The following is a 14,023-nucleotide window of genomic DNA, read 5'->3' on the forward strand; positions in this document are numbered from 1 at the left end:
TTGGCTAATAATTCTATTTCTCAATTGACAATAATTATCATTAAGAATAATTTGGCCCTCGATGAGCAGGACGACATCCATTCCCCTGTCGTCCTCGACCCTATTTGCAGCAAGGTGATTTCCAATGACGGAACAAGTATCCACAGGCAGGTGCGATTCACCGCTACTTCAGGCCTTCGTCGACAACCGACTGATTCTGGTCAAGATTGCCGCCCGCATCACCGGCTGCCGATCCCGTGCCGAAGACGTGGTGCAGGATGCGTTCTTCCGTCTGCAATCGGCGCCGCAGATCACCTCGTCAATCAAGGCGCAGCTCAGTTACCTGTTCCAGATCGTGCGCAACCTGGCGATCGATCATTACCGCAAACAAGCGCTGGAGCAGAAGTACTCGGGCCCGGAAGAGGAAGGTCTGAACGTAGTGATTCAGGGCGCTTCGCCGGAAACCTCGCACATGAATTTATCGACCCTGGAAAACATTGCCGATGCGCTGACGGAACTGCCCAGCCGCACCCGTTATGCTTTCGAGATGTACCGCCTGCACGGCGTGCCGCAAAAAGACATCGCCAAGGAACTCGGCGTCTCGCCAACCTTGGTGAACTTCATGATTCGTGATGCGCTGGTGCATTGCCGCAAGGTGTCGGGCAATCGTGCGGATACCTTTGCGCGCCGTTAAAAGCTTCGCGGGCAAGCCTCGCTCCTACAGGGAAATCGCATTTCCCCTGTAGGAGCGAGGCTTGCCCGCGAAGACTGACTAAAAACCGCAACAGCCCTTGAGCCATCCACCTCACACCAACGAACACCGATCAAAAAACCGCTCACGCCCCAGCATCATCAGCGCGGCGCGCTTGTGCGGGAAGTCGAACTCTTTTTCGCAGTGGAAACACTGATTGTGCAGATGCCCGATCATCTTCGCGTTGTCGGCGCGAGGCTCGGCGACTACCCGTTGAGTGCGTGGATCATCGAGAAACAGGTAATGCACCAGCGCCGATAGCCAGCTCGCCACCTTGTGCGGGCCGCGGTGATGTTCTTCGCCCACCAGCATGTGAATGCCACGGTCGTAATCGCCGGCGTCATAGAACGGCGCAATGCGATCTTCCTTGGCCCAATAGGCTTCGAAATAGGCAAATGGCTGATCATCGAAGCAACCGATCAGCGTCAGGGTGTGCGGGTCGGCTTCGAGCTTGCTCAGGTAGTCCCGATGCTTCTCGAGACTGCCCTCCTCCTGCCAGAAACTCGCCACCCGCGGGATGTTCTGCCAGCGGTTGAAACGCGCCAGGTCATGCTCGATTTCTACCGTGCGCAGAGAGACCCATGCACCGAGTCGCGCATCGAAGCGTCGATACACCTCACCACGGGGTTTCACCGCACGCAATGGATGGCGTTTGCCGCCACTGATGACCATTTGCTGCGGATAACTGCCGGTATGCGACTCACCCAGCCAAGGCTGGGGCAATTGCCAGAACAGTGTGCGTTCGCAGTGATACTGACCGATGACGTCGGTCGCAATCAGCAACCCGCTGAGCAAGGCTTCGGTAGGCACATCATCGAGGTGCCAGGTCAGACGCTGACAAGCCGCGTCACGGGCAAACAGCCAATAGCAGGCCGCCCAGAATGCCTGCCCGTCAGGACGGCCGAAACGCTCCTCCAGCCGCAGATGCAACGCGGGCTCGCGGGAAAGCCGCAGTTCGATCAGCGGCTGCCCTTGCAGGCTGAGACTCAGGCGGCTGGCGGTTTCATCGGCTACAAGACAGTTGCCTGACGGCAAGGCCAGGGTGGTCAGTTCATTCAGATTGGACATGGGTCGGGCTCACGGTAATCGTCGACAGTTCAACGATGTGACGTGAGCCGGGGCAGTAAATTTAAGCGTGATCGCCAATGACCCCACCCCATGGCGCGATTCAGGGATTGCCCACTGGTACTACGGCAATCTTGTATGGATCGAAAATCTTCAGCATCTGGCCGTTATTTCTCAACCCCTGCAGCAACTTGCCAAATGCGTCGCCAGTTATTGGCGCCTGCGGGCGGATCAGCGCGTAATGGTGATAGACCTGATCGATGCGTTGCGACACCAGCAATTGTTCGCCGACTTTCTCGTTACGCAGCAGGTAATCGCTCAGGTAGGAACGTGTCACCAAGGCAATATCTGCGCGCGCGCGCAGCACCATCAGCAAGTTGCTGTCATGGGAATAGGTCAGCGTGGCCTTGTAGGCGTCGGCCAGGTACTTGGGATCGGCATTGAAATTGGCAAACTCGTAGTGATAGCCGCTGTACAGCGCCAGGCGCTTGCCCGTCAGGTCCTTGAAGTAACTCTCATCGCGATCGGGTTTCTTCTGCGCGACAAAGATTTCTGCATCTTCCAGGCCCATGTCGACGAGGGTGTGCGGGATGTCCTTCCAGCCCCAATCCGGGTTCTCGAAAATCGCCATGTCGACACGGCCTTCCTTGAAATCGTTGAAACGTCGAGGAATCGAGGTGGGCACCAGCACAAATTGATAGTCGGTTTGCAACCGATTCAGTGCTTCCACCAATTGCGGCAACAGACCGGTGTCGGCACCGGACTCCGGGCGCACGGTATAGGGTGGAAAATGCGCGGCACCGACCCGCACCAGTTGCGCGGCCTGAGACGGCAACACCCAGCACACTGCAAGCGCCGCCAGCAAAAGCCGCGACGCCGTTCGAATTGGCGAAGACATCAAAACAGCCCACTCCCCAAAAAATACTCATCAATGCATACAAGCTAGGCGGTTTCGCCGACTTAGCCAGTTTCTTGCCGAGATAGACGGCTCACTGCCGTTCTTCAAGCACCAGAATCAACGCCTCATCGGCCAGTTGATCGAGGCTCATGCTGCCATCGGCACGAAACCAGGTGGTGGTCCAGGACAACGCGCCCGTCAGGAAACGGCGGGTGATGAACACGTCGCCACGAATAAAACCGGCGTCCTTGGCTTCACCCAGTACCTGCAACCAGATGTCTTCATAAATATCACGCAGCGCCAGAACCTGCGCCTGGCCTTCCGCTGACAGCGAACGCCACTCATACACCAGCACCGCCATGGCTTCGCCGCTGCCACCCATGATCGACTGCAATTCGCAGCGAATCAGCGCCAGAACCCGCTCGCGCACACTGCCGGCCTCGGCGAGGGCTGCGCGCATCAATGCGGTGTTGTAGCGAATGGTCTCCTCCATCACGGCCCGCAGGATCTCGTCCTTGCTTTTGAAATGATGAAAAATGCTGCCTGACTGAATGCCCACCGCACCGGCCAGATCACGCACGGTGGTGCGTTCATAACCTTTGTTGCGAAACAGGTGAGCGGCCACTTGCAGCAGTTTGCCACGGGCGCTGTCCGGGTCGGTCAATTGGCCGTTGTCGACCAATTCGCGCATCACCCTCAGGGCTTTTTGCTCGTCCACCCGTTCTCTCCTACAGTCGATCAATCAATTGCACCGCTGCCCGCTAAAACAGCGGGGTTGCGCGGGCAATTTAAGCTGGCGGGGGCGACCAAGCAAGCGCTTGGGCAGAAGATATTTCAGCCATTTACAAACCAAGCGCTTGCTTGGTAGTCTCGAAGCACTTCAGTCGGAGGTGGTTATGGAATTGGCTGCGCCCAAAACAATCCGCATCGGTTGCGCCAGCGCTTTCTGGGGCGACACCTCGACCGCTGCCGAACAACTGGTGGAAGGTGGGCGGCTGGACTATCTGGTGTTCGATTATCTGGCCGAAATCACGATGTCGATCATGGCCGGGGCGCGGATGAAAGATCCGGCGGCCGGCTACGCCAGCGACTTCATCGAAGTCCTCAGCCCTCTCCTCAACCAGCTCGCGGAACAGAAGATCCGCGTCATCAGCAATGCCGGCGGCGTCAATCCGCAGGCGTGTGCCGCGGCCCTGCAAGCGGCCTGCGACAAGGCCGGGGTGACGTTGAAGATCGCCGTGCTGTCGGGTGATGATTTGCAACCACAATTCAAGTACCTGAGCAGCCTTGGCCTCCATGAGATGTTCAGTGCAGTGCCCCTGCCGCCGATGTGCGTGTCGACCAACGCCTACCTCGGCGCGCCGGGCATCGTCGAAGCCCTGCGTCTGGGCGCCGACATTGTGATTACCGGGCGCGTGGTCGACAGCGCCGTGGTCAGCGCCGCGCTGGTGCATGAGTTCGGCTGGTCGTGGCACGACTACGACAAACTCGCCCAGGCCGCATTGGCCGGGCACCTTATCGAATGTGGCGCCCAGTGCACCGGCGGCAATTTCACCGATTGGCACGACGTGCCCGATTACGAACACATCGGTTTTCCGATCGTCGAAGTCGGCGCCGACGGCCAGTTTATTGTCAGCAAACCCGACGGTTCCGGCGGTCTGGTCACGCCCCTGACCGTAGGCGAGCAGATGCTTTATGAAATAGGCGACCCGCAGGCCTATTTGCTGCCTGATGTGGTGTGCGATTTCAGTCAGGTCAAACTCGTGCAACAAGGCAAAAACGCGGTGCAGGTGCATGGCGCAAAAGGCTTGCCGCCGACCGGTCAATACAAGGTCAGCGCCACGTATCCGGACGGTTTCCGCTGCACCGCCAGTTGCCTGATCGCCGGGATCGATGCCGTGGCCAAGGCCCGACGGGTCAGCCAGGCGATCATCAACAAGACCTCGGAAATGTTCGGCCAGCGCGGCTGGGCGCCCTACAGCGAAGTGAACATCGAACTGCTGGGCAGCGAAGCCACTTATGGCCCCCACGGCCAGCGCCAGGACAGCCGCGAAGTGGTCATCAAACTCGCCGTGCGCCATCCGGGCAAGCAGGCCTTGATTCTGTTCTCCCGGGAAATCGCCCAGGCCGCCACCGGCATGGCGCCGGGATTGACCGGGATCGTCGGCGGGCGGCCGACTGTGTACCCGCTGATCCGGCTGTTTTCATTCCTGATCGACAAAACTGCCTGCACCCTGGAAATCGACCTCGCCGGTGCGCGCCATCCGTGCGCCCTGCCCGCCCTTGATGAACTCAACCCGGATGACTTGCCCCTGCCGTTCGACCCGCCGCAACCCACAGAACGCGCCGACGCCAGCGTGGCCCTGATCAAACTCGCCGTGGCGCGCTCCGGCGACAAGGGCAATCACAGCAATATCGGCGTCATGGCCCGCCATCCCGACTACCTGCCGTGGATCGCCGAAGCGCTGACACCCGAGGTGCTGGTCGACTGGATGAGTCATGTCCTCGATCCGATCCACGGGCGTGTCGAACGCTGGTATTTACCCGGCACTCAGAGCTTTAATTTTCTTCTGGAGAACGCGCTCGGCGGCGGTGGCGTGGCCAGCCTGCGGATCGATCCGCAAGGCAAGGCATTCGCGCAACAACTGCTGGAGATCCAGATTCCGGTGACGCAGCGTATCGCCGATCAGGTCAACTAGAGGACCGTCGCCATGGCTTATGACTCGATTTACAAACCCGACCTGTTCGCTGGCCAAAACATCATCGTCACCGGCGGCGGCAGCGGTATCGGTCGTTGCACCGCCCACGAACTCGCCGCTCTCGGCGCGCAGGTGCTGCTGGTGGGGCGTAATGCCGAGAAACTGAAAAAGGTCGCCGCTGAAATCACCGAAGACGGCGGTAAAGCCAGTTGGCAGGTCTGCGATATCCGCGATGAAGACTCCGTCACGCAACTGGTCAGCGAATTGATCCGCAAACATGGGCCGATTCATGGGCTGGTCAACAATGCCGGCGGGCAGTACCCCTCGCCGCTGGCGTCGATCAATCAGAAAGGTTTCGAAACCATACTGCGCACCAACCTGGTGGGCGGTTTTCTGATGGCCCGGGAAGTGTTCAATCAATCCATGAGCAAGCACGGCGGCGCCATCGTCAACATGCTCGCCGACATGTGGGGCGGCATGCCCGGCATGGGCCACTCGGGCGCAGCGCGCTCGGGCATGGACAACTTCACCAAGACCGCCGCGTTCGAATGGGGCTATGCCGGCGTGCGGGTCAACGCCGTCGCGCCGGGCTGGGTCGCCTCCAGTGGCATGGACACCTACGAAGGTGCGTTCCGGGCCGTGATCCCGACCCTGTGTGAACACGTGCCGCTCAAGCGCATCGGCACCGAATCGGAAGTCAGCGCGGCGATTGTTTTCCTGCTCAGCCCGGGAGCCGCTTTTGTCAGCGGCAGCACGTTGCGCATCGACGGTGCCGCCAGCCTCGGTGGGCGGGCCTGGCCGATGCACAAGGCGCAGAACAGTCATTCGTACAACGGCTTTCACCGCGCCTATTTACCCGAAGTACTCAAACCCGACGCGCTCAAGCCAGACGAGCTCAAGGACAAGGAATAACCCATGCCGGCCATCCAGTCCCAGGTAGACCCGTTCAGCGAACCGTTCGCACGCAATCGGGCGGCCATGCTGGCCGGCATCGAGCAGGTCCGTCAGCTCGAACAGAACCTGCTGAGCAAAGCCGCCGAAGCCAAGCCCAGGTTCGACAAGCGCGGGCAACTGCTGCCCCGTGAACGCCTTAATCTATTGCTCGACCCCGGCGCGCCGTTCCTCGAACTGGCGAGCCTGGCCGGCTACAAGTTGCACGATGACAAGGATGGCAGCTCGGCCGGCGGCGGTTTGATCGCCGGGATCGGTTACGTGTCCGGCGCACGGGTGCTGGTGGTGGCGAACAACAGCGCGATCAAGGGCGGAACCATTTCCCCCAGCGGTTTGAAAAAGTCCCTGCGCCTGCAACAGATCGCCATGGAAAACAAACTGCCGGTGATCACCCTCGCCGAGAGCGGCGGCGCCAACCTCAATTACGCGGCGGAGATTTTCGTCGAAGGTGCGCGCAGCTTTGCCAATCAGGCGCGGATGTCGGCCATGGGTCTGCCGCAAATCACCGTGGTCCATGGCTCGGCCACGGCGGGCGGTGCTTATCAGCCGGGATTGTCGGATTACGTGGTGGTGGTGCGCGGCAAGGCCAAGCTGTTTCTCGCCGGGCCGCCGCTGCTCAAGGCCGCCACCGGCGAAGTCGCCACCGATGAAGAACTGGGCGGCGCCGAGATGCACGCACAAACCGCCGGCACCGCCGAATACCTGGCCGAGAACGATGCCGATGGTGTGCGCCTGGTACGCGAAATCATGAGCCTGTTGCGGTGGAACGATCAGCTGCCATGGTTACCCGAACATCGCTGGGAAGAACCGCTCTACCCCATCGACGAACTGCTGGGTCTGATCCCGGATGACCCGAAAAAACCCTACGACGTGCGCGAAATCATCGCCCGGATTGCCGACGCTTCGAACTTCCTCGAATTCAAGGGCGAGTTCGACCAGCAAACAATCTGCGGACATTTGCAGATCCAGGGTCGCGCCTGCGGCTTCATCGGCAACAACGGCCCGATTACGCCCAAAGGTGCGAGCAAGGCTGCACAGTTCATTCAGCTCTGCGACCAGAGCCAGACGCCCCTGCTGTTTTTCCACAACACCACCGGTTTCATGGTCGGCACCGAGTCGGAACAGCAAGGTGTGATCAAACATGGCGCGAAGATGATTCAAGCGGTGGCCAATGCTCGGGTGCCTAAATTGACGATCGTCGTCGGCGGTTCCTACGGCGCCGGCAACTACGCGATGTGCGGCCGTGGCCTCGACCCGCGCTTCATCTTCGCCTGGCCTAACAGCCGCACTGCGGTGATGGGTGGCGCTCAGGCCGGCAAAGTGTTACGGATCGTCACCGAAGCCAAACAGCTGAAGGACGGGTTGGTGCCCGACCCGAAAATGCTCGACATGCTGGAACAGGTCACCGCGCAGAAACTCGACAGCCAGTCCACCGCGCTATATGGCAGCGCCAATTTGTGGGACGACGGGCTGATCGATCCGCGGGATACCCGCACGCTGCTCGGGTATTTGCTGGACATCTGCCATGAGGCCGAGGTTCGTTCGTTGCAACCCAACAGCTTTGGCGTCGCGAGGTTTTGATTGATCGTTCCCATGCTCTGCGTGGGAATGCAGCCCGCCAGGAGAACAATAAAAAATGATCTTCACCCAGGAACACGAAGCATTGCGCCGCACCGTCCGGCAATTCGTCGATCACGAGATCAATCCTCACGTCGAGGAATGGGAAAAGGCCGGGCGTTTTCCGATCCATGAGATCTTCCGCAAGGCTGGCGACCTCGGTCTGCTGGGGATTTCCAAACCGGAAAAATTCGGCGGCATGGGGCTCGATTACAGCTATTCGATTGTGGCTGCCGAAGAGTTCGGCACCATTCATTGCGGCGGCATCCCGATGTCCATTGGCGTGCAAACCGACATGTGCACCCCAGCCCTGGCGCGATTCGGCTCCGATGAACTGCGTGATGAGTTCCTGCGGCCGGCGATCACTGGCGAGCAGGTCGGCTGCATTGGCGTTTCCGAAGTCGGCGCCGGTTCCGATGTGGCAGGTTTGAAAACCACCGCCCGCAAGGACGGCGACGACTACGTAATCAACGGCAGCAAAATGTGGATCACCAACTCGCCGAGCGCCGACTTCATCTGCCTGCTGGCCAACACCTCGGACGACAAGCCGCACATCAACAAGTCGCTGATCATGGTGCCGATGAACAGCCCTGGGATCAGCCTCAGCTCGCACCTGGACAAACTCGGCATGCGCAGCTCGGAAACCGCCCAGATATTCTTCGACAACGTGCGCGTGCCGCAACGCAACCGCATCGGCCACGAAGGCGCGGGGTTCATGATGCAGATGCTGCAGTTCCAGGAAGAACGGCTGTTCGGCGCGGCGAACATGATCAAAGGCCTGGAGTACTGCGTCGACAGCACCATCGAGTACTGCAAGGAGCGCAAAACCTTCGGCAATGCGCTGATCGACAACCAGGTCATTCATTTCCGCCTGGCCGAACTGCAAACCGAAATCGAATGCCTGCGGGCGCTGGTCTATCAGGCCACCGAGCAATACATCAAAGGCCAGGACGTCACCCGTCTGGCGTCGATGGCCAAACTCAAGGCCGGGCGGCTGGGCCGGGAAGTCAGCGACAGTTGCCTGCAATATTGGGGCGGCATGGGCTTCATGTGGGATAACCCGGTGGCGCGGGCTTACCGCGACGTGCGGCTGGTATCGATCGGCGGCGGTGCCGACGAAATCATGTTGGGGATCATCTGCAAACTCATGGGCATCCTGCCGGGGAAAAAGAAATGAGCACCCTCCCTGTTTGTCAGACCTTGTTGCTCGAACGGCACAACGGCGTTCTGCACATCACCCTTAATCGTCCCGACAGTCGCAACGCCATGAGCCTGCAAATGGTCGCCGAACTGCGTGCGGTGCTGGCGGCGGTGCGGGATAACCGAGAGGTTCGCGCACTGGTGATCGGCGGTGCCGGCGGGCATTTTTGTGCCGGTGCCGACATCAAGGACATGGCCAATGCCCGCGCTCAAGACCCGACCGCCTACCGCGAATTGAACCGTGCGTTCGGCGCTCTGCTGGAAGAAACCCAGCACGCGCCGCAAGTGGTCATCACCGTGCTGCAAGGCGCGGTGCTTGGCGGCGGCTTCGGTCTGGCCTGCGTCAGTGATATCGCCATGGCCGATCATCAGGCGCAATTCGGCCTGCCGGAAACCAGCCTCGGCCTGTTACCGGCGCAGATCGCGCCGTTCGTGGTGCAGCGCATCGGCCTGACCCAGGCCCGCCGACTGGCCCTGACCGCCGCACGGTTCGATGGCACCCAGGCACGACGGATGGGGCTGGTGCATTTTGTCGAGCATGATCCGCAAGCCCTGGCCGAGCGCCTCGATGAAGTGCTGGCCCATGTGTTGTGTTGCGCGCCGGGGGCGAATGCGGTGACCAAAAAACTGTTGCTGGCGAGTGCGGGGCAACTCTCGGATGGCCTGCTGGATCAGGCGGCCGAGTGGTTCAGCGAAGCGGTAACCGGGGATGAAGGCGTCGAGGGAACGATGGCTTTTGTGCAGAAGCGTAAACCGGGGTGGGCCCTTTAAGAGCTTCGCGGGCAAGCCTCTCTCCTACAGGTTTTGTGTCGAGCCCAAATCACGCGGCAATCGCTGAACCTGTAGGAGCGAGGCTTGCCCGCGAAGAGGCCTTCACATTCACCGCAATAAAATGGAAACATCCTATGCCCGCCTTCAGCAAAATACTGATCGCCAACCGCGGTGAAATCGCCTGCCGCATCCAGCGCACCGCGCAAGCACTGGGCTACCGCACCGTCGCCGTGTTCAGCGATGCCGACGCCGATGCCTTGCATGTGCAGATGGCCGACGAAGCCGTAAACATCGGCCCAGCCCCGGTGCAGCAGTCTTATTTGAATATCCCGGCAATCATCGACGCCGCCCGGCGTACCGGTGCCGATGCGATTCACCCCGGTTACGGCTTCCTCTCGGAAAACGCAGAATTCGCCCTCGCCTGCCGACAGGCCGGCATCATCTTCATCGGTCCGAGCCCCGAGGCTATCGAGCTGATGGGCAGCAAACGTCTGTCGAAACTCGCCATGATCAAAGCGGGCGTGCCCTGCATTAACGGCTATCAGAGCAGCGAGCAGGACGACGCGACCCTGAGCCGCGAAGCCGAGCGCATCGGCTACCCGCTGATGATCAAGGCCAGCGCTGGCGGTGGTGGTCGTGGCATGCGCCTGGTGCACAGCGCTGCAGAGTTGTTGGAGCAAATCCGCACCGCGCGTTCCGAAGCGCTGCACGGGTTTGGCAGCGGCGAACTGATCCTCGAGCAAGCCCTGATCGATCCACGTCACGTCGAGGTTCAGGTGTTCGGCGATCAGCATGGCAACCTGATCTACCTCGGCGAGCGCGACTGCTCGATCCAGCGCCGCCACCAGAAAATCATCGAAGAAGCGCCCTGTCCGATAATGACCACCGAGTTGCGCCAGGCCATGGGCGAGGCGGCGCTCAAGGCGGGTCGCGCGGTGAATTACGTCGGCGCTGGCACAGTGGAATTCCTGCTGGATGCTCGCGGGCAGTTTTACTTTCTGGAGATGAACACCCGGTTGCAAGTGGAACACCCGGTGACCGAACTGATCACCGGCCTCGATCTGGTGGCCTGGCAGTTACACGTCGCCGAAGGGCTGCCACTGCCGTTGCGACAGGAGCAGGTGCAGTTCAACGGGCATGCCATGGAGGTGCGCCTGTACGCCGAAGATCCAGCCCAGGGATTTCTGCCGCAAACCGGACGAATTGCAGCCTGGGAGCCTGCGTTGCAGGGCGGCGTGCGGATCGACCACGGCCTGATCGAAGGCCAGTCTGTCAGCCCGTTCTATGACCCGATGCTGGGCAAGCTCATCGCCCACGGCGCCACCCGCGAAGAAGCCCGACGCAAGTTATTGCGGATGGTGCAGGACAGCGTACTGTTGGGCGTGCAAAGCAATCAGCGCTTGCTCGCCAGCCTGCTGGAACATCCGCAGTTCATCAGCGGCGAGTTCAGCACCGGGTTCATCCCCACGTACTTCGTCGATCATCCCTGCCTGCATCCTCACGTGCCGAGCGCCGAAGAACTGGCCATCGCCGCGGCGCTGTTCTATCAGGCCTCGGCGCAGGTTCATCGCGGCCCGCTGGCCGGTTGGCGCAACAACGCCAGCGTGCCTTTGCACTATCGGATAGGTCTGGAGGATCAGGATTGGCCGGTGGAATTGAACGCTGAGCCTGGCAAACCCTACCGTGCTCGGGTTGGCACTCGCGCCCTCGAAGTGAAGGTTATTGGGTGCGACGGACGCTGGGCTACCCTGGAAATCGATGGCATCCGCCAACGCCATGCCTACCGCCTGGAAGCCGGGCAACTCTGGCTGTTCACGCACCCCGGCAGCCTGCGGCTGGTCGATCGGACCCAGGCGCTGGTCAGCGGACAGGTTAGTGTCAGTTCCGGCACGCTCAAGGCGCCGATGGACGGGGCGATCGTCGATGTATTGGTCAGTGAGGGCAGCCCGGTCAGCAAAGGTCAACTGCTGGTGGTGCTCGAAGCGATGAAAATGGAGCATCCGCTCAAATCGGGTATCGACGGCGTACTCAAACGCTTGCAGGTCAGAGTCGGCGATCAGGTCAAAAATCGTCAGATTTTGTTAGAGGTCGAATAAGCCGCTAGGCGGATCCGTCGGGTTTGGCTACGCTCAAGCCCTATCAGGACGCGGATACCAGGAACCCTGCGATGCCTCACTGGTTGGTCATTGATCTGGAAGCCACCACCGATGAGGGTGGCTGGCCAGTAACGGAAATGGAAATCATCGAAATCGGTGCCACCCTCGTGGACCGCAAGGGCCAGGAACTGGATCACTTCCAGTGCTTCGTGCGCCCGTTGCGCCGGCCCTTACTGACGCCGTTTTGCCGGGAGCTGACCCACATCACCCAGGCCAATATCGATGTCGCACAGCCGCTCACCGACGTCTGGCCGTTGTTCGAACGCTGGCTCGGCCAACATCACGCGCGCCTGGAAGGCTGGGCCAGTTGGGGCGATTACGACCGCAAACAACTGCTTCAGGACTGGCAGCGCCTGCAACTCGACAGCGCCCTGAGCCGGGTGCCGCACATGAACCTCAAGCAACGCTTCGCCAAGGCTTGTCGGCTCGAGCGCCCGCTGAACCTCAATGGAGCCTTGCAACTGGCGGGCCTGCAGTTCAACGGTCAGCAGCATCGGGCACTGGAAGACGCGCGAAATACTGCGCGTTTGTTACCGCTGATTTTCCCCGCTAATCCTTGAGTGCAGGAGGTGACGCCTATCGACACCTTGTGCATACTGGCCGGCCCTTTTTAGCCCTTTTCGAGGAACCGCCCATGTTTAAAGTCAACGAGTACTTCGACGGCACCGTCAAGTCGATCGCCTTTGGCACCGCTGAAGGTCCGGCGACCATCGGCGTCATGGCACCGGGCGAATACGAATTCGGCACTGCCCAGCGTGAAATCATGCACGTGGTGTCCGGCGCCCTGACCGTCAAACTGCCTGACAGCGATAATTGGGAAACCTTCGCCGCCGGCAGCCAGTTCAACGTGCCCGCCAACAGCAAATTCCAGCTGAAAGTGGCCGTCGACACCGCTTACCTGTGCGAATACCGCGGCTAACCCCCTGGGTTTTCACTGCGACAAAAAAATGCCCGTGTCCAAGGACACGGGCATTTTTTCATTTTGAAGGGTTTTTATTCGAGGATCGTCACCGGCATGCCGACTTCCAGGCGGCCGTTACCGTCGTTGACCAGATTCTGTCCGAACATCGCGCCGTCGGCCTCGGTGCGGTATTTCTGCAATGTGACCAGCGGTTCACGATCTTCGCTGCGTTCGCCGGTCTGCGGGTCGATAGTGGTCAGAATGCAGCGTGAGCAGGACTTGACCACGCGGAACTCGACATCGCCAATACGGATACGCTTCCAGCTATCTTCGGCATACGCTTCACTGCCCTCGATCACCAGATTGGGCCGGAAACGCAACATCTCCAGCGGCCGCCCGACCTTGCTCGACAAATCTTCCAGCGACGCCTGACCAATCAGCAACAACGGAAAGCCGTCGGCAAAAGCTACCTGATCATCGTCCTTGCCATAGCCAGCCTGGGTGATCCGCGCGCGATCAAGCGGCACTTGCACCAGGCGCGTCGGCTTGCCGATGAACTCACTGACCCAGGCACCCGCCGCATCGCCCGCATCGGGAACGCGCAAGGTGTCGCGCCAGATGGTCACGCCACGCAGATCGGCATCGCCATCAGGCAACGCAATATCGATCGGTGAATGGCCCGGGGCAGTGAGGGTCAAGCCGCCGTCGGCATTCCACAACGCCGACAGCTGACTCATTTTCGCGACCGCGCGCTGGGTCAGGAAGCGCCCACTGGCCTCGTCCACCAGCATCCAGCGTCGATCACCGTCTAGTCCCAGTTTGTCCAGACTGACCTGATTGAGGGTCTCGCCCTGGCCGGATTTCAACGGAAAACGATAAAGCGCGCTCAGACGCAGCATGGCCAACTCCCTGGTGGGTAAAAACGCCACCCTATACGAGCTTGATTGCCGAATCAAAGGCCCTGTGGCGAGGGGGTCTGCGCAGAACCTGTAGGAGCGTGGCTTGCCCGCGAAGAACGATGACGCGTAATACCTG

General features: G+C 60.4%; 13 protein-coding genes. 9 read left to right on the forward strand and 4 right to left on the reverse strand.

Annotation, left to right across the window (positions count from 1 at the left end; translation table 11 throughout):
• Positions 1 to 124: 124 nt before the first annotated feature.
• Positions 125 to 673, forward strand: coding sequence for an RNA polymerase factor sigma-70 (locus tag MEB48_RS20200; RefSeq protein ID WP_237885701.1), 549 nt, complete (start codon positions 125 to 127; stop codon positions 671 to 673).
• Between the two features lie 111 nt (positions 674 to 784).
• On the opposite strand, the gene MEB48_RS20205 is transcribed toward MEB48_RS20200, so the two are convergent.
• The 3 genes from MEB48_RS20205 to MEB48_RS20215 form a co-directional block, all read right to left on the reverse strand.
• Positions 785 to 1,798, reverse strand: coding sequence for a GNAT family N-acetyltransferase (locus MEB48_RS20205; protein ID WP_237885702.1), 1,014 nt, complete (start codon positions 1,796 to 1,798; stop codon positions 785 to 787).
• Between the two features lie 100 nt (positions 1,799 to 1,898).
• Positions 1,899 to 2,693, reverse strand: a complete 795-nt coding sequence (locus MEB48_RS20210) for a substrate-binding periplasmic protein (protein WP_237885703.1) — start codon at positions 2,691 to 2,693, stop codon at positions 1,899 to 1,901.
• Between the two features lie 91 nt (positions 2,694 to 2,784).
• Positions 2,785 to 3,411, reverse strand: coding sequence for a TetR/AcrR family transcriptional regulator (locus tag MEB48_RS20215; RefSeq protein WP_237885704.1), 627 nt, complete (start codon positions 3,409 to 3,411; stop codon positions 2,785 to 2,787).
• A gap of 178 nt (positions 3,412 to 3,589) precedes the next feature.
• Here MEB48_RS20215 and MEB48_RS20220 point away from each other — a divergent pair, with 178 nt between their 5' ends.
• The 8 genes from MEB48_RS20220 to ppnP all read left to right on the forward strand — a co-directional run bounded on the left by MEB48_RS20220 (position 3,590) and on the right by ppnP (position 13,006).
• Entirely contained in the window at positions 3,590 to 5,392 is a 1,803-nt protein-coding gene (locus MEB48_RS20220; protein ID WP_237885705.1) for an acyclic terpene utilization AtuA family protein, read from the forward strand.
• 12 nt (positions 5,393 to 5,404) lie between these two features.
• Complete coding sequence (locus tag MEB48_RS20225; protein WP_237885706.1) at positions 5,405 to 6,304, forward strand: SDR family oxidoreductase; 900 nt, start codon at positions 5,405 to 5,407, stop codon at positions 6,302 to 6,304.
• 3 nt (positions 6,305 to 6,307) lie between these two features.
• Positions 6,308 to 7,924, forward strand: a complete 1,617-nt coding sequence (gene atuC, locus MEB48_RS20230; protein ID WP_237885707.1) for an acyl-CoA carboxylase subunit beta — start codon at positions 6,308 to 6,310, stop codon at positions 7,922 to 7,924.
• A gap of 55 nt (positions 7,925 to 7,979) precedes the next feature.
• Positions 7,980 to 9,137, forward strand: a complete 1,158-nt coding sequence (atuD, locus tag MEB48_RS20235) for a citronellyl-CoA dehydrogenase (protein ID WP_030132287.1) — start codon at positions 7,980 to 7,982, stop codon at positions 9,135 to 9,137.
• Complete coding sequence (locus tag MEB48_RS20240) at positions 9,134 to 9,931, forward strand: enoyl-CoA hydratase/isomerase family protein (RefSeq protein WP_237885708.1); 798 nt, start codon at positions 9,134 to 9,136, stop codon at positions 9,929 to 9,931. The genes atuD and MEB48_RS20240 overlap by 4 nt, the downstream gene beginning before the upstream one ends.
• Positions 9,932 to 10,065: 134 nt before the next feature.
• Positions 10,066 to 12,027, forward strand: a complete 1,962-nt coding sequence (locus MEB48_RS20245) for an acetyl/propionyl/methylcrotonyl-CoA carboxylase subunit alpha (RefSeq protein WP_237885709.1) — start codon at positions 10,066 to 10,068, stop codon at positions 12,025 to 12,027.
• 71 nt (positions 12,028 to 12,098) lie between these two features.
• Positions 12,099 to 12,647, forward strand: coding sequence for an exonuclease domain-containing protein (locus MEB48_RS20250; RefSeq protein ID WP_237885710.1), 549 nt, complete (start codon positions 12,099 to 12,101; stop codon positions 12,645 to 12,647).
• A 74-nt stretch (positions 12,648 to 12,721) separates the two neighbouring features.
• Positions 12,722 to 13,006 carry a pyrimidine/purine nucleoside phosphorylase gene (ppnP, locus tag MEB48_RS20255; protein ID WP_095055494.1) on the forward strand — a complete coding sequence of 95 codons (285 nt, stop codon included), beginning with the start codon at positions 12,722 to 12,724 and terminating at the stop codon, positions 13,004 to 13,006.
• Between the two features lie 74 nt (positions 13,007 to 13,080).
• Here ppnP and MEB48_RS20260 read toward each other — a convergent pair whose 3' ends face one another.
• Positions 13,081 to 13,887, reverse strand: coding sequence for an MOSC domain-containing protein (locus MEB48_RS20260; protein WP_237885711.1), 807 nt, complete (start codon positions 13,885 to 13,887; stop codon positions 13,081 to 13,083).
• Positions 13,888 to 14,023: the final 136 nt, after the last annotated feature.

The sequence above is a fragment of the Pseudomonas sp. PGPR40 genome, assembly GCF_022014505.1.
Classification (GTDB): Bacteria; Pseudomonadota; Gammaproteobacteria; order Pseudomonadales; family Pseudomonadaceae; genus Aquipseudomonas.